Origin of the sequence: Lysobacter enzymogenes (assembly GCF_900106525.1) — a bacterium.
Taxonomy (GTDB): Bacteria; Pseudomonadota; Gammaproteobacteria; order Xanthomonadales; family Xanthomonadaceae; genus Lysobacter; species Lysobacter enzymogenes.
In genome coordinates this window covers 1-15,218 of record NZ_FNOG01000008.1, presented here as the reverse complement: position 1 = coordinate 15,218, position 15,218 = coordinate 1, and the positions used below count along the sequence as shown (strand labels likewise).

General features: G+C 70.4%; 13 protein-coding genes and 1 pseudogene. 7 read left to right on the top strand and 7 right to left on the bottom strand.

The window, feature by feature from the left end:
• Positions 1-48: 48 nt before the first annotated feature.
• Entirely contained in the window at positions 49-723 is a 675-nt protein-coding gene (radC, locus tag BLU84_RS18945) for a RadC family protein (protein WP_074870919.1), read from the bottom strand.
• Between the two features lie 164 nt (positions 724-887).
• Between radC and coaBC the strand changes: the two are divergent.
• From coaBC to BLU84_RS18930, 3 genes and pseudogenes are all read left to right on the top strand, one after another.
• A pseudogene (coaBC, locus tag BLU84_RS18940) lies at positions 888-2,110 on the top strand (bifunctional phosphopantothenoylcysteine decarboxylase/phosphopantothenate--cysteine ligase CoaBC).
• Positions 2,111-2,174: 64 nt separating this feature from the next.
• Positions 2,175-2,633, top strand: a complete 459-nt coding sequence (gene dut / locus BLU84_RS18935) for a dUTP diphosphatase (protein ID WP_074871389.1) — start codon at positions 2,175-2,177, stop codon at positions 2,631-2,633.
• Positions 2,634-2,857: 224 nt separating this feature from the next.
• The gene (locus BLU84_RS18930) at positions 2,858-5,176 is read left to right on the top strand and encodes a phosphomannomutase/phosphoglucomutase (protein ID WP_074870916.1); all 2,319 of its coding nucleotides are present in this window, start codon (positions 2,858-2,860) and stop codon (positions 5,174-5,176) included.
• Between the two features lie 123 nt (positions 5,177-5,299).
• Here the strand turns inward: BLU84_RS18930 and BLU84_RS18925 are convergent, their stop codons facing one another.
• From BLU84_RS18925 to BLU84_RS18915, 3 genes are all read right to left on the bottom strand, one after another.
• Positions 5,300-5,947: a hypothetical protein gene (locus BLU84_RS18925; RefSeq protein ID WP_074870913.1), complete on the bottom strand. Its 648-nt coding sequence runs from the start codon at positions 5,945-5,947 to the stop codon at positions 5,300-5,302.
• Positions 5,948-6,085: 138 nt separating this feature from the next.
• On the bottom strand, positions 6,086-6,742 hold the full coding sequence (gene pyrE / locus BLU84_RS18920) for an orotate phosphoribosyltransferase (RefSeq protein WP_074870911.1): 657 nt from the start codon (positions 6,740-6,742) through the stop codon (positions 6,086-6,088).
• A complete protein-coding gene (locus BLU84_RS18915; protein ID WP_170849202.1) occupies positions 6,739-7,305 on the bottom strand; it encodes a GNAT family N-acetyltransferase in 567 nt (188 codons plus the stop codon). The genes pyrE and BLU84_RS18915 overlap by 4 nt, the downstream gene beginning before the upstream one ends.
• A gap of 66 nt (positions 7,306-7,371) precedes the next feature.
• On the opposite strand from BLU84_RS18915, the gene BLU84_RS18910 reads away from it, so the two are divergent.
• The 3 genes from BLU84_RS18910 to BLU84_RS18900 all read left to right on the top strand — a co-directional run bounded on the left by BLU84_RS18910 (position 7,372) and on the right by BLU84_RS18900 (position 9,995).
• Complete coding sequence (locus BLU84_RS18910; RefSeq protein WP_074870909.1) at positions 7,372-8,145, top strand: exodeoxyribonuclease III; 774 nt, start codon at positions 7,372-7,374, stop codon at positions 8,143-8,145.
• A complete protein-coding gene (locus BLU84_RS18905) occupies positions 8,135-9,547 on the top strand; it encodes an AmpG family muropeptide MFS transporter (protein WP_074870907.1) in 1,413 nt (470 codons plus the stop codon). Before BLU84_RS18910 ends, BLU84_RS18905 begins: the two co-directional genes overlap by 11 nt.
• 112 nt (positions 9,548-9,659) lie before the next feature.
• Positions 9,660-9,995, top strand: coding sequence for a hypothetical protein (locus BLU84_RS18900; protein WP_074870906.1), 336 nt, complete (start codon positions 9,660-9,662; stop codon positions 9,993-9,995).
• Between the two features lie 283 nt (positions 9,996-10,278).
• Here the strand turns inward: BLU84_RS18900 and BLU84_RS18895 are convergent, their stop codons facing one another.
• Positions 10,279-11,457 carry an anhydro-N-acetylmuramic acid kinase gene (locus tag BLU84_RS18895; protein ID WP_074870905.1) on the bottom strand — a complete coding sequence of 393 codons (1,179 nt, stop codon included), beginning with the start codon at positions 11,455-11,457 and terminating at the stop codon, positions 10,279-10,281.
• 337 nt (positions 11,458-11,794) lie between these two features.
• The gene (locus BLU84_RS18890) at positions 11,795-13,288 is read right to left on the bottom strand and encodes a M23 family metallopeptidase (RefSeq protein ID WP_074870904.1); all 1,494 of its coding nucleotides are present in this window, start codon (positions 13,286-13,288) and stop codon (positions 11,795-11,797) included.
• 192 nt (positions 13,289-13,480) lie between these two features.
• On the opposite strand from BLU84_RS18890, the gene tyrS reads away from it, so the two are divergent.
• On the top strand, positions 13,481-14,692 hold the full coding sequence (gene tyrS, locus BLU84_RS18885; RefSeq protein ID WP_074870903.1) for a tyrosine--tRNA ligase: 1,212 nt from the start codon (positions 13,481-13,483) through the stop codon (positions 14,690-14,692).
• 281 nt (positions 14,693-14,973) lie between these two features.
• Here tyrS and BLU84_RS27570 read toward each other — a convergent pair.
• A partial coding sequence (locus BLU84_RS27570) for a hypothetical protein (protein WP_211664576.1) occupies positions 14,974-15,218 on the bottom strand: 245 nt, incomplete at its 5' end.

Here is a 15,218-nt window from a genome sequence, read left to right as displayed (position 1 = left end):
CCGCTTGCCGCCGGCGCGGTTAGCGCGTTCCGGCCCGCGCCGCCGCCTTCACACCCAGCCGCGTATCGCCATCGACACCGGCTTGCCGTCGCCGATCACGAAATGATCGATCAAGCGCACGTCGATCAGGGCCAGCGCCTGCTTGAGCCGCTGGGTGACGGCGCGATCGGACGCGCTGGGCTCGGCGTGGCCGCTGGGGTGGTTGTGGCCGACGATCACCGCCGCCGCGTTGTGGTGCATCGCCCGCCGGACCAGCACGCGCGGATGCACCTCGGCGCCGTCGACGGTGCCCTGGAACAGTTCCTCGAAGCCGATCACCGCATGCCGGCTGTTGAGGAACATCGCCGCGAACACCTCGTGCGGACGGCCGCGCAGGCGCTGGGCCAGGTAGCGCCCGGCCGAGGGCGGATCGGTGACCGCGCCGCCGCGCTCCAGGTCGGCCATCTGGCTGCGCGCGGCCAGCTCCAGCGCGGCCTTGAGCGCGCAGGCGCGCGCCGTGCCGATGCCGCGCATGCGCAACAACCGTGCCGGCGGTTGTTCCAGCAAGCTCGCCAGCGGGCCGTGTTCGGCCAGCAGGCGGCGCGCGGTGCCGACCGCGTCGTGCCCGCGCACGCCGGAGCCGAGGATCAGCGCCAGCAGTTCGGCGTCGGATAGGGCGCCGGCGCCGCCGGCGAGGAGTTTTTCGCGCGGCCGCTCCGCGCTGGGCCATTCTTGGATTCGCATGCCCGCAGCTTGCGCGCCGGCGCGCGCCGCGCGTGATCGGGGCGTTGCGGCCCATCGGGTAAGCTATCGGCCCGGGCGGAGGTAGGAAATCGCCGGGCCGCCGCGGCGGCCGGACCGAGCTGCCCCGCATGCATGACGAAGACCCCCAGCGAGCCCCGCCGAACATGGCGCAAGACCCCTCTTTGCCGCTGCACGCCCAACGCATCTTGCTGTGCGTCTGCGGCGGCATCGCCGCTTACAAGGCCGCCGACCTGGTGCGCCGACTGCAGGACGCCGGCGCCCAGGTGCGCGTGGCGATGACCGAAAACGCCACCCGCTTCGTCGGCCCGGCGACCTTCCAGGCGCTGTCCGGCCAGCCGGTGCGGACGTCGCTGTGGGACGAGGCCGCCGAGCTGGCGATGGGCCACATCGAACTGGCGCGCTGGGCGCAGCGGATCCTGATCGCGCCGGCCACCGCCGACATGATCGCCAAGCTCGCCCACGGCTTCGCCGACGACCTCATCAGCACCCTGTGCCTGGCCTCCGAGGCGCCGGTGACGATCGCCCCGGCGATGAACCACCGTATGTGGGGCCATCCGGCGACCCAGGCCAACGTCGCCACCCTGCGCGGCCGGGGCGTGGGCTTCCTCGGCCCCGGCGAGGGCCGCATGGCCGAGCCCGAATCCGGCCCCGGCCGGCTGTTGGAGCCGCACGAGATCGTGGCCGCCCTGGCCCAGGAGCCCCGCGCATGAGCGCCGCCGACCTGTCCGGCCGCCGCATCGTGGTCAGCGCCGGCCCGACCTTCGAAGACATCGACCCGGTCCGCTTCATCGGCAACCGCAGCAGCGGCAAGATGGGCTTCGCCATCGCCGAAGCCGCCGCGCGCCGCGGCGCCCAGGTGGTGCTGGTGGCCGGCCCGGTGTCGCTGCCGACCCCGCCCGGCCTGCAGCAGCGCGTGGATGTGCGCTCGGCCCGGCAGATGCGCGAGGCGGTGATCGCCCAGCTGCCGGCCGACGTCTATATCGGCGCCGCCGCGGTCGCCGACTACGCCCCGGCCGAAGTCGCCCCGGGCAAGATCAAGAAGAAAGACGAGCAACTGACCCTGGCGCTGGTGCGCACGCCCGACATCCTGGCCGAGGTCGCCGTGCACGCACGCCGCCCGACCGTGGTGGTCGGCTTCGCCGCCGAGACCCACGACGTGGAGTTCTACGCGCGCGGCAAGCTCGAGAAGAAGAAGGTCGACATGATCGCGGCCAACCGCGTCGGCGTGTCCGGCAGCGGCTTCGAGAGCGACGACAACGCGCTGACCGTGTACTGGCTCGATGGCGAGCGCGCGCTCGGGCCGGCGCCGAAGACCGCGTTGGCCGACCAATTGCTGGATCTGATCCTGGCGCGCTGGCCGGCCTGAGCCGCGGCGCGCCGTCCCGGCCGGCGGCGCCTGGCGCTGCCGGCCTTTCGTTTTGGAAGAGCGCATGCACCACACCCTGGAACTGAAGATCCTCGACCCGCGTTTCGGCAACGAATGGCCGCTGCCGGCCTACGCCACCCCGGCCAGCGCCGGCCTGGACCTGCGCGCGGCGCTGGAGCAGGAGCTGGTGCTGCAGCCCGGCGACGCCGCGCTGCTGCCCTCGGGCCTGGCGGTGCACGTCGGCGATCCGGCGATGTGCGCGGTGGTGCTGCCGCGCTCCGGCCTGGGCCACAAGCACGGCATCGTGCTCGGCAATGGCACCGGCCTGATCGACGCCGATTACCAGGGCCCGCTGCTGATCAGCGTGTGGAACCGCGGCCGCGAGGCTTATACGATCCAGCCGGGCGACCGGGTCGCGCAGTTGGTGGTGTTGCCGATCGTGCGCGCCAGCCTGCAAGTGGTCGAACAGTTCCAGGCCAGCGAACGCGGCGAGGGCGGCTTCGGCCACACCGGCGTACGCTGAGCGCGGCCGCGCGTCCCCGGGGGAGGGCGCGCTGGCACGTATCGTGCTTGTAGTTTGCGGGGCGCGCAGGTTCGCGGGCGGATGCGGCGGACCGCGATCGCGGTTGCGCCGCGCATCCGGCGCGGCGAGGCGCAGTCGACGGACGCGGCCGGGCGAAGCGGGCAGACTGCGGGGGCCCGCGCCCGGCGCGCGGGACAGAACACTTTGAGGGGATGTTGCCGGTTATGGTCGATGTGAAGCTGGAAAAGCCGCAGATCTCCGCGGCGCAACTCAGGCCCGTGCTGTTGCCGGTCGCGGCGCTGTGCGGCGTGCTGGCGCTGTGGATGGCCTGGGCCGGGGTGCAGCAGCACCTGGACTCCTCGCGCCGCGCCGACCTGATCCAGGTGCGCGATGCGGCGGTGAGCAACGCCCACAACGCGCTCGGCGTCGAGCACAAGCGCCTGCGCGACCGCCTGGCGGCCGCGCCGATGCAGGCCGCGCTGCAGGCCGGCGATTTCAAGGCCGCCAGCGCCGAACTCGGCAAGGACTGGCCCGGCGCCAGCCACGGCGAGGTGCTGCCGGCCGATCTGGCCGCCGAATACGCGGCCCTGCCCAAGAGCGGCTACGGCCGGCTCGGCGCGATGGAAGCGGCGATCGTCGCCGACAAGCCGATGGCGGCGATCGTGCGCGACGGCGGCAAGCCGGTGCTGGCGCTGGCCGCGCCCGCGCGCGCCGGCGAGCAACTGGTCGGCGTGGCCTACGTGCAGCTGCCGCTGCAGCGGGTCAGCCAGGGCGTGGAACAGGCCGACATCGGCGACAGCAGCTATCTGGCGCTGCGCCAGGGCGGCTTCAGCGCGATCGAACGCGGCGACGCCGCGCTCAACAACGGCGCCGAGGCGATGGCCGCGGCGATCCCCGGCAGCGACCTGCGCGTGGCCGCGGCGGTGCCCGACATCGCCGGCGGCCCGCTCGGCATGGGCGCGCTGCCGTGCTTCATCGCCGCGGTGGTGCTGACGCTGCTGGCCTTCGTGCTGGCGCGGCTGCGCCAGCGGCTGGGCCGCAGCAGCGGCCCGGTCGAGGAGGAAGGTCCGGTTCAGACGCTGGCTGAGACCATGAGCGCTCCTATTGCCGATGCGAATGCAATAAACGTGAGCGATAACACCCTTGAAGCCGCGCCGCGGCCGCTGGCCGTGGACAACGGCATCTTCCGCGCCTACGACATCCGCGGCGTGGTCGGCCAGAGCCTGGATCCGGGCATCGCCGAGCTGATCGGCCATGCCATCGGTTCGGTCATGCACGACCAGGGCCTGACCGAAATCGTGGTCGGCCGCGACGGCCGCCTGTCCGGTCCGAGCCTGATGGCCGGCCTGATCGCCGGCCTGCGCAAGGCCGGCCGCAACGTCGTCGACATCGGCCTGGCGCCGACCCCGGTCACCTACTTCGGCGCCTACCACCTGCGCGCCGGTTCCTGCGTGTCGCTGACCGGCAGCCACAACCCGCCGGACTACAACGGCTTCAAGATCGTGGTCGGCGGCGAAACCCTGTCGGGCGACGCCATCACCGATCTCTACCGCCGCATCGTCGGCGGCCGCCTGCACACCGCGGCCGAGCCGGGCACGCTGGCCGAGCGCGACATCTCCGAAGACTACGTCCAGCGCATCGCCTCCGACATCCAGATCGACCGCCCGCTCAAGGTCGTGGTCGACGCCGGCAACGGCGTGGCCGGCGACATCGGCCCGCGCGTGCTGGCCGCGATCGGCGCCGAGGTCACCCCGCTGTACTGCGAGATCGACGGCGAATTCCCCAACCACCACCCGGATCCGAGCGAGCCGCACAACCTGGTCGACCTGATCAAGATGGTGCAGCGCCTGGACGCGGACCTGGGCATCGCCTTCGACGGCGACGGCGACCGCCTCGGCGTGGTCACCCGCGACGGCCAGAACATCTTCCCCGACCGCCTGCTGATGCTGTTCGCCGCCGACGTGCTCGAGCGCAACCCGGGCGCGATGATCATCTACGACGTCAAGTGCACCGGCCGCCTGCCGGGCCACATCCTGCGCCACGGCGGCAGCCCGCTGATGTGGAAGACCGGCCACTCGCTGATCAAGGCCAAGATGCGCGAGACCGACGCCGAGCTGGCCGGCGAGATGAGCGGCCACTTCTTCTTCAAGGAGCGCTGGTACGGCTTCGACGACGGCATCTACTCGGCCGCGCGTCTGCTCGAGATCCTGGCTGCGCAGGCCGACCCGCCGACCCGCACCCTCAACGAGCTGCCCAACGGCGTGGCCACCCCGGAGATCAAGGTCGACGCGCCCGAGGGCGACCCGCACAGCTTCGTCGAGCGCTTCCGCAACGAGGCCTCGTTCGAGGGCGCGCGCCTGTCGACCATCGACGGCCTGCGCGTGGACTTCCCCGACGGCTGGGGCCTGGTGCGCGCGTCCAACACCACGCCGATCCTGGTGATGCGTTTCGACGCCGACACCCAGGCGGCGATGGAGCGCATCCAGGGGCTGTTCCGCGCCCAGTTGCACGCGATCAAGCCGGATCTGGCGCTGCCGTTCTGACCGGCGCGCGCCGGCTGCGGCCGGCGCTGCGTGAGGCGACAACGAAAAACGCCGCGGGCAGCCGCGGCGTTTTTTCGTTTGCGGGCCTCGGCTTCGGCGCCGGTCCCGGCTCTGGCGCCGCGCTCAGCCGCCGGCGGCGTTCTTGGCCTTGAGCGCGTTGTAGCGTTCCAGCGCGGTGGCCAGGTCCTGGTCGGCGAGGCTGCGCTCGAGCACCTGCTGCTTGAGCACGTCCTGCTGGTGCAGCAGTTCGTCGTGCTGGCCGCGGATGTTCTCGGCCAGGCCCGAACCGACCGGCTTGCCGTTGAGCTCGGCCTCGCCGGCCTTGCGCAGCAGGCTCAGCACGGTCTGGCGGCGGCCTTCGATGCCCAGCTGCGAGGCTTTGACCGTCTCGTCCAGCAGCACGATCCGCTCCTGGAAGGATTTGCGCAGGTCTTCCTCGGTGGCGTAGGACTCGGCCATGGCGCGGTCGCGGCGCTTTTGCGCCTCGGCCGCCGTCGCCGCGCTGCGCGCCGCGCGCGCGGCCTGCTCGGCGGCGGCGCGTTCCTCCGCGCTCAGCGCGCGGTCGACCTGGGCGGTGGCTAGGCCGCTCTTGGCGCTGATCTCGGTGCGGGCGCTGTCGACCGCGTGCGCCGGCAGCGCGTCGCCGCAGACCTTGCGGCCGCCTTCGTCCCAGCAATACAGCTTCTTCTTCGACGCGTCCTGGGCGGAGGCGAGCGGCGCGGCCAGCGCCAGCACGACGGCGCCGGCGATCAGGGTGTGGATGGCTTTCATGTCGCGTTCCCGCCTTCGGGGCTGTCTGTCGGCAAGGCGTGACGCAAGAGTCGGGCCACGGCTGAAAAATTACCTGTGACCAAGTTCTCAGTTTTGGCCCGCGCATCCGGCCCGCACCCGGGCCGGAGCGCGTGCGGCTCAGGCCTGGCGGCCGTAAGCGGCGCGGTAGGCCAGCAGGCGCTCGCGCTGGGCCGCGAACTCGGCGCTGGCGCCGGTGAAGGCGAGCAGATCGTCGAGGCCGGCGATCGCCACGACCGGCAGGCCGTGTTCGATTGCGACAGTTTCTGCCGCCGAGCGTCGGGATTGTGCAGGGTCCACGGCTTCCTGCCGGTCCAGGGCGATGACGATGCCGGCGACCGTGCCGCCGGCGTCGGCGATCAGGCCGAGCGCTTCGCGGATCGCGGTGCCGGCGGTGATCACGTCGTCGACGATCAGCACCCGCCGCCCGGCCAGCGGCGCGCCGATCAGCATCCCGCCTTCGCCGTGGCTCTTGGCTTCCTTGCGGTTGAACGCCAGCGGCAGGTCGCGGCCGCGGCGGGCGTATTCGCAGCCCAGCGCGGTGGCCAGCGGGATGCCTTTGTAGGCCGGGCCGAACAGCAGGTCGAAGTCCAGGCCGTGCGACTGCACCGCATCGGCGTAGCACTGCGCCAGCTCGGCCAGCGCCGCGCCGGAATCGAAGCGCCCGGCATTGAAGAAGTACGGACTGACCCGCCCGGACTTGAGGGTGAATTCGCCGAAGCGCAGGGCGTCGGCCTTGAGGGCCAGTTGCAGGAAGCGGGTGCGGTGGTCGGTCATGGCGCGGTCGCAGTGGGGGAAGGGGAGGGCGCGGCGGCCAGGCGGTACAGCATCAGGTGCTGCGGCCCGGCCGAGCCGCCGTGGTACAGCTCGCCGGTGTCGTAGAAGCCGGCCTTGAGGTAGGCGGCGATGGCCGCCTGGTTGCGCAGGTTGACCGTCAGCGCCAGCAGGCGCCGCTGCGGGTGGCGCCGGCGCAGGTCCTCGATGCAGGCGCGCATGGCCGCGGTGCCGTAGCCGCGGCCCTGTTCGCGCCGGTCGATCGCATAGGCGCGCAGGCCCACGCTGGGCTCGCCCAGGGCGCGGCCGGCGATGGCCTCGACGCTGAAATCCAGGCGGTAGAAACCGACCACGCGCTCGCCGGCCAGCACCGCCATGGCTTCGCTGTTGGGGTCCAGGCGGGTCTGTTCCAGGTTGTAGGCGGTGTCGCCGACGAACTGCAGTTGTTCGGGCGCGACCTGCAGCGCGCGCACGGCCGGGGCCAGCATCGGCGAGACCACGCCGACGCGCACGTCCGGCGGCGCGGGCCGTTCGCCTGCGGCGGCGATATCGGGATCCAGGGTCATGCGCGGCATGATACCCGCGCCCGGCCGGTTGCTATGATCGTGCGCACTTCCTGCCCCGGAACGCGCATGCGCATCATCAGTTTCAACGCCAACGGCCTGCGTTCGGCCACGACCAAAGGCTTCTTCGACTGGTTCAAGACCCAGAACGCCGACGTGCTGTGCGTACAGGAGACCAAGGCCCAGGAGCACCAGCTCAGCGGCCCGGAATTCCTGCCCGACGGTTACCGCGCGTTCTTCCGCGACGCGATCACCAAGAAGGGCTACAGCGGCGTGGCGATCTACGCCAAGCGCGAGCCCGACGAAGTGCGCACCGCGCTGGGCTGGGCCCCGTTCGACGACGAGGGCCGCTACATCGAGGCGCGCTTCGGCAACCTCAGCGTGGTCTCGTTCTACATCCCCTCCGGCTCCTCCGGCGACCTGCGCCAGGGCTTCAAGTTCGAAGTCATGCAGTGGCTGAAACCCATTCTCGACCAGTGGTTGGCCAGCGGCCGCGACTACGTCCTGTGCGGCGACTGGAACATCGTGCGCAGCCGCCTGGACATCAAGAACTGGACCAGCAACCAGAAGAACTCCGGCTGCCTGCCGCCCGAGCGCGACTGGCTCAACGGCATGTGCGCCGACGACAGCGGCTGGGTCGACGCTTACCGCGCGCTCAACGCCGAAGGCCAGGACTACACCTGGTGGAGCAACCGCGGCGCCGCGCGCGCCAACGACGTGGGCTGGCGCATCGACTACCAGTTCGCCACCCCGAGCCTGCGCGCCAAGCTGCGCGGCTGCTCGATCCTGAAAGACCCGCGCTTCTCCGACCACGCGCCGTTCACGGTCGACTATGACGTCTGAGGCCGGCGCCTCCAACGAGCCGGCCGCCGCGCCGGCTCGTCCGGTCAAGAAGGGCTGGCGGCTGGTGTTGAGCAACCTGGGCCAGCCCAAGGTGCTGACCATGCTGCTGCTCGGCTTCAGCTCGGGCATCCCGATCTATCTGGTCGGCAACACGCTCGGCTACTGGATGCGCGAGAACGGCATCGAGCTGAGCATGATCGGCTTCCTGTCCTGGGTCGGTCTGGCGTATTCGCTGAAATTCGTCTGGGCGCCGCTGGTCGACAAGATCGACGCGCCGGTGCTGGGCCGCTGGCTCGGCCGCCGCCGCGGCTGGATGCTGCTGTCGCAGTTCGTCGCCGCCGCGGCGCTGGTCGGCATGGCGCTGGTCGAGCCGCGCCAGGGCCAGTTGCTGCTCGGCGGCGTCGCGCTCGATCAATTGACCGTGTTCGGCGCGCTGGCGCTGGTGGTGGCGTTCGCCTCGGCGACCCAGGACATCGTCATCGACGCCTGGCGCATCGAAAGCGCCGACAACGGCGAGCAGCAGGGGCTGCTGACCTCGACCTCCACCTTGGGCTATCGCGGCGCGCTGCTCGTCACCGACTCGCTGATCCTGATCCTGGCCGCGCACGCCGGCTGGCGGTTGTCCTACGAACTCATGGCGCTGCTGCTCGGCGTCGGCGTGATCGCCACGCTGCGGGCGCGCGAGCCGCGCGCCAGCGAGATCGCTCAGGCCGCGCCGCACCCGGCGCTGTTCACCGCGCGCGGCCTGTTCGACGCGGTGATCGGCCCGTTCGTCGCGTTCTTCCGCCAGCACGGGCGCATGGCCCTGCTGATCCTGCTGGCGATCAGCCTGTACCGGCTGCCGGATTTCCTGCTCGGGCCGATGGCCAACCCGTTCTACGCCGACCTGAAGATGGACAAGGAAACCGTCGGCGCGGTGCGCGGCTCGTTCGGCCTGGTCGCGACCATCGCCGGCGTCGCCGCGGCCGGCCTGACCGCGGTGCGCTTCGGCTTCATCCCGACCCTGATCGCCGGCGCCGTGCTCGGCCCGGCCTCCAACCTGGCCTTCGCCTACCTGGCCCTGCACGGCAGCGATTCGACCGTGTTCACCGCGGCGATGGTCATCGACAACTTCTGCAACGGCTACGCCGGCGTGGCCCTGGTCGGCTACATGTCGAGCCTGACCAACATCGGCTACACCGCCACCCAGTACGCCCTGCTGAGCTCGTTCTATGCCTTGCTCGGCAAGCTGCTCAAGGGCCTGTCCGGGGTCGCGGTGACCGAGCTGGCGGCCGGCCGCACCCTGCTGGAAGGCTATGCGCTGTTCTTCGTCGGCACCGCCTTGGTCGGCCTGCCGGCGGTGGTGTTGTGCATCGCCTTGGCGCTGCGCCGGCCGGCACCTGCGGACCTGTCGCGAACCTGACTTCGTTACTGAACGAGCGCGCTGAAAACGTGCCCGTCAAGCCGTGTTCCTGAACGCGGTTTCGCCAATTTTGTGTTGCGCTGCGCAGGCTTGGGTGGCAACGTCGCACGCAGTGACCGACATCATCCTGCACAACCTGGACCCCGTACTCTCCGACCGGCTGCGCCGGGTGGCGGAGTTGCGCGGCTGGAGCCTGCAGCGCACCGCCTTGCACCTGATCGAGACCGGCCTGTTCTCGGTCGAGGCCGAAATGGCCGGCCGGTTCGAAGCCCAGGACAGCCGCGCCCTGCAGGAGGCGATCGCGGCGCTGGAAGGCATTCCCAGCGACCCCGGCTTCGCCATGATCGGCCGCGCCGACCCCAAGGACGCCCCGGCCCCGCGCCCGGCCGGCCCCGACCTCAGCGGCCTGGAACTGCTGGAAGAATTCCGCCCGAACCGCGAAGGCTGAGCTTCTGGTCGCCCCGCCGGCTCCCTGTAGGAGCGGCGCAAGCCGCGACCGCGCCAACCCGAACCACGGCGCCACCTCCCAAAGCCCAACCCGCCAGATCTCCGGCTGCCCCGATAACTCCCTGTAGGAGCGGCGCAAGCCGCGACCGCGCCAACCCGAGCCACGGCGCCACTCACTGGGGCCGGAGTCGTCCCGCAGCCCCATCGCGCCTCCGCACTCCTCGGCCGCCCACTGCCCGCGTCGCGGCTCGCGCCGCTCCTACAGGGGCTTTCGGCCGGTTCGGTCAGGCGGCCGGATGCACCGTCCCCAACACCCGCAACCCGCGCGCGCCGGTCACGCTGGGCAGATTGCCCGGCAACCCCGCCAGGGTCTGCCGCGCCAGCCAGGCGAAGCCCATCGCCTCGACGAAATCCGGGTCCAGGCCGTAGGCCGCGGTCGTCTCCACCGTCGCCTGCGGCAGCAGCGCCGCCAGCCGCGCCAGCAGCGCGCCGTTGCGCACCCCGCCGCCGCAGGCCAGCACCCGCCGGGTCGCCGGCTGCTGCGCGCGCAGCGCCTGGGCGATGGTCACCGCGCTGAGTTCCAGCAAGGTCGCCTGCACGTCCTGCGGCCGCTCGCCGCCGCCCAGGCGCGCGTCGACCCAATCCAGATGGAACTGCTCGCGCCCGGTGCTCTTGGGCGGCGCCAGCGCGAACCAAGGCTCGTCCAGCAGGCGCGCCAGCAGCGCCGCATCGACCTGGCCTTGCGCGGCGAACGCGCCGTCGGCGTCGAAGGCCTGGCCCAGGTGGCGCAGCGCCCAGGCGTCCATCAGGCAGTTGGCCGGGCCGGTGTCGAAACCGCGCACCTCGCCGCGCGCCGGCAGCAGGGTGAAATTGGCGATCCCGCCGAGGTTGAGCGCGGCGCGGTCCTCGTCGGCCGAGCCCAGCAGCGCGGCGTGGAAGGCCGGCATCAGCGGCGCGCCGTGGCCGCCGGCGGCGACATCGCGACGGCGGAAATCGGCGACCGTGGCGATGCGGCTGCGCTCGGCAATCACCGCGCCGTCGCCGATCTGCCAGGTGAAAGGATGTCGGCCGTCGAACCCGGCGCCGGCCGGGCGATGGCGCACGGTCTGGCCGTGCGAGCCGATCGCCGCGACCTCGGCGGCGGCCACGCCGGCCTCCTCGAGCAGGGCGCGCGCGGCCTCGGCGAACGCCTCGGCGGTCTGGATATCGAGCGTGCCCAGTTCCTCCAGCGAGCGCGCATCGCCGCCCTGGCCGAGCGCGACCAGCCGCTCGCGCAGCGTCGCGTCCCAGGCATAAGTGCGGCCGAGCACCAGCTCGCAGCGGGTCGGCGCGGCGCCGGCGTGGAAGCGCACCAGCGCGGCGTCGATGCCGTCGGCGCTGGTGCCTGAGATAAGTCCAAGATAAAGGCCTGCGCCGGGCGTAGCGACGCGGCTGTCAGCCGGGATCGAAGAGTTCTCAACCATGACGAAAGCCTCGCAGGCCTGCGGTGGGCGCAGCGACGCGGCTGTCGGCCGGGATCGAAGAGCTATCAACCATGACGAAAGCCTCGCAGGCCTGCGGTGGGCGTAGCGACGTGGCTGTCTGCCGGGATCGAAGAGTTTTCAGCCATGACGAAAGCCTTTGAGCGGCGCTCAACGGCGCCCGATAGGTGGTGGTCGTAAACCGCGCCCCGCGATCTGCTGCGAATCGTGCATCCGCGATACCGACTCAGCGTCGCAGCATCCCGACATTCGCACAAAAAACAAAGGGCCCCGCAGGGCCCCTGTTGTCGCGACCAGGTCGCCGGGACGATCGCGCCGCTCAGCCGCGCGAGGTCTTCTTCTTCTTGGTCTTCGCCACCGCGACCGTCTTGGCAGTGGCCGCCGCCGCGACCGCCGGGGCCGCGCCCGGCGCCGGGCCGGCATCGGCGTAGATGATGTTCTCGACCTGGCGGATCCGTCCCAGCGCGACCGCGGTCTGCTGGCGGAACTGCGCCAGCGCCATGCCGCTGAGCGGCTCCGGCGGCGGCATGGTGATCGACAGCGGGTTGCGGTGCACGCCGTTGACCCGGAATTCGTAATGCAGGTGCGGACCGGTCGCCAGGCCCGACGCGCCGACGTAGCCGATCACCGTGCCCTGCGGAATGCGCTGGCCCGGCTTGATCTTGCTGAAGTTCGACATGTGCCCGTACAGCGTGGTGTAGCCGCGGCCGTGATCGAGGATCACCGCGCGGCCGTAGCCGCCCTTCCAGCCGATGAACTGCACGCGCGCATCGCCGGCGGCCATGATCGGGGTGCCGGTGCCGGCCGCGTAATCGACGCCGGCGTGCATGCGGATGCTGCCCAGCACCGGATGGCGGCGGCTGCCGAAACCGGAGGTCAGGCGCGCATACGGAATCGGCATGCGGATGAAGCTCTTCTTCAGCGGACGGCCGTCGCCGGTGAAGTACTCGGGCTTGCCGCCGCGGTCGAAGCGGAAGCCGGTGTGCAGCTTGCCGTCGCTGGTGAAGGTCGCCGCCAGGATCGGGCCGGTGCTGATCAGCTCGCCCTCGCGCCAGGTCTGCTCGACCACCACGCTGAAGCGGTCGTCGCCGCCGACGTCCTCGTTGAAGTCGATGTCGTACTTGAAGATGTCGTCGGTCAGCGTATTGATGTTGGCCGGCGTCAGCCCGACCTTGCGCGCCGAACGGAACAGCGACTTGCCGACCTTGCCGCTGAGCACCACGGTGCGGACCTGGCTCGGGCGGGCGATGACTTTCTTGTCGGTGACCTTGTCGCCGGCGATGCTCAGCTCGACCCGGTGGCCCTCGTCCTGGTCGTAGCGGAAGGTGCGCAGCGAGCCGTTGACCGGAATGTCGAAGCCCAACTCGGCGCCCGGCTTCATCCGCATCAGCGCTTCGCGCGCGCCGGGCTGCTCGAGGATCTGGCTCATGGTGGACTTCGGAATGTCCATGTCCTTGAACACCGAACCCAAGGTCTGGCCGCGGTTGACCCGCACCAGTTGCCAGCTGTCGCCGGTCTCGCCCTTGAGCCGGGCCAGGGTCAGCGGCGGCAGCGCCAGGGCCAGCGACTGGCGCGGCTCGTGTGCGCGCACCGAGGCGGTGGACTGACTGAAACCGGGAATGACCGCGGCGACCATCATGCCCAAGGTCGCGAACAGGCCGACCTGGACCCACTGGCGGCCGCTCCAGCGACCATTGAAGCCATCGGACAGATGGCGCGCCAGCACCTTCCGTTTCAGTGCCTTTTCCCGCAGGGCTTTCAGGCGTTCGCGTCGTTCGGCGCCCACACTGGAAGCCTGCTCGGGTACTGTCATGGAAGGAGTCCTCGGACGAGGTGTGAAGGCCACGTAGCGGCGTTACCATAGACACGCGAGCAGTACGCGTCAAACCCTTGTCCTGAATAGGGTTTTTCGCCATCAACTGGTACAGTTTCGTTTAACCCCCAATTAACCTGAATTCGTGACGCGGTTAACAAAATCGCTCGCGACCGTCCTGCGAGTCCGCCTGTGTCCACCTCCGTACAAGAAGCCCTGGATCTGATCGCCCGCGGCGCCGACGAAATCATCAAGCTCGAAGAGCTCGAAGCGCGGCTCAAGCTCGGCCGCCCGCTGCGGATCAAGGCCGGCTTCGACCCGACCGCGCCCGACCTGCACCTGGGCCACACCGTGCTGCTCAACAAGATGCGGCAGTTCCAGGACCTGGGGCACCAGGTGATCTTCCTGATCGGCGACTTCACCGGGATGATCGGCGACCCCAGCGGCAAGAACGCCACCCGCAAGGCGCTGACCCGCGAAGACGTGCTGGCCAACGCCGAGACCTACGCCGAGCAGGTGTTCAAGGTGCTCGACAAGTCGCGCACCGAGGTCCGCTTCAATTCCGAATGGTTCGGCCAGATGGGCGCGGCGGACATGATCCGCCTGGCGGCCCAGCACACGGTCGCGCGCATGCTCGAGCGCGACGACTTCGCCAAGCGCTACGCCGGCCAGCAGCCGATCGCGATCCACGAATTTCTGTATCCGCTGGTGCAGGGCTACGACTCGGTCGCGCTCAAGTGCGACGTCGAACTCGGCGGCACCGACCAGAAGTTCAACCTGCTGATGGGCCGCGGCCTGCAGGAGCACCACGGCCAGCCGCCGCAGATCGTGCTGACCATGCCGCTGCTGGAGGGCCTGGACGGCGTGGCCAAGATGTCCAAGTCGCTGGGCAACTACATCGGCATCAACGAGCCGGCGATCGACATCGTCACCAAGGCGATGAAGATCGACGACACGCTGATGTGGCGGTGGATCGATCTGCTCAGCTTCGAGATCTCGATCGCCGAGGCCGCGCGCCTGAAACAGGAGATCGACGCCGGCCAGCTCAACCCGCGCGACCTCAAGCTGCGCCTGGCGCGCGAGCTGGCGGCGCGGTTCCACGGCGCGGCAGCGGCGGAAACCGCGGTGGAGGGCTGGAATGCGGCCGTACGCGGCGAGGGCGACCTGTCCTCGTTGCCGCTGACCGACGTAACGGTGCCGGCCGAGGGCCTGCGCATCGCCGCCCTGCTGACGGCGGCCGGGCTGACGCCGAGCAACTCGGAGGCCAACCGCAAGCTCAAGGAGCGCGCGGTAAAGGTCGATGGGCAAGTGGTGGAAGACGCCCAACTGACCTTCGCCCCCGGTTTCGAAGGCGTGCTGACCGTGGGCAAGCGCACCTTCGCCCGCGTCCGCCTGATTTCCTGATCCCGCTTTAAGCCCCTCTCCCGTCTGCGGGAGAGGGGTTGGGGTGAGGGCCGCAAGCGCCCAAGCCCCCGCAAGACTTTGCCGTTTCAGCCCCTTGAGCGGCGTCTCGAAAAAATCCGCCCCAAACCCCGCAGACCCCCTTCCCAAGCCCCATTCATCTGCGCATAATGTGCGGCTCCCAACGACGCTTTGTTCGGTCGGCGGGACGCGCGGAAGGCGGCGGTTTCGAAACGTGTTGACGGATCGAAAACATGCTGTACGATGCGCGGCCCGCAAGCAGATCAGCGCATGCGGGAACGCGCAAAAACAGCGGTTTTCGACGAGTGTTGACGAATCGAAAGCAGGCTGTAAGATGCGCGGCCCGGCAAGCGGAACAGCGCTTGTAGGGAGCGCGGAAAACGGCGGTTTCGGTGAGTGTTGACGAACTGAAACGAAGCTGTAAGATGCGCGGCCCGGACGACGGATGGTGAGGTCGGACGGAGCGCGGTACGGCAGGCGGTTTCGACGGGTGGTTGACGAAACGAAA

Bases quoted from the DNA above. Each gene is read 5' to 3' on its own strand.
- radC (WP_074870919.1), bottom strand. From the start codon at position 723: ATGCGAATCCAAGAATGGCCCAGCGCGGAGCGGCCGCGCGAAAAACTC.
- dut (WP_074871389.1), top strand. From the start codon at position 2,175: ATGCACCACACCCTGGAACTGAAGATCCTCGACCCGCGTTTCGGCAAC.
- BLU84_RS18930 (WP_074870916.1), top strand. From the start codon at position 2,858: ATGGTCGATGTGAAGCTGGAAAAGCCGCAGATCTCCGCGGCGCAACTC.
- BLU84_RS18925 (WP_074870913.1), bottom strand. From the start codon at position 5,947: ATGAAAGCCATCCACACCCTGATCGCCGGCGCCGTCGTGCTGGCGCTG.
- pyrE (WP_074870911.1), bottom strand. From the start codon at position 6,742: ATGACCGACCACCGCACCCGCTTCCTGCAACTGGCCCTCAAGGCCGAC.
- BLU84_RS18915 (WP_170849202.1), bottom strand. From the start codon at position 7,305: ATGACCCTGGATCCCGATATCGCCGCCGCAGGCGAACGGCCCGCGCCG.
- BLU84_RS18910 (WP_074870909.1), top strand. From the start codon at position 7,372: ATGCGCATCATCAGTTTCAACGCCAACGGCCTGCGTTCGGCCACGACC.
- BLU84_RS18905 (WP_074870907.1), top strand. From the start codon at position 8,135: ATGACGTCTGAGGCCGGCGCCTCCAACGAGCCGGCCGCCGCGCCGGCT.
- BLU84_RS18895 (WP_074870905.1), bottom strand. From the start codon at position 11,457: ATGGTTGAGAACTCTTCGATCCCGGCTGACAGCCGCGTCGCTACGCCC.
- BLU84_RS18890 (WP_074870904.1), bottom strand. From the start codon at position 13,288: ATGACAGTACCCGAGCAGGCTTCCAGTGTGGGCGCCGAACGACGCGAA.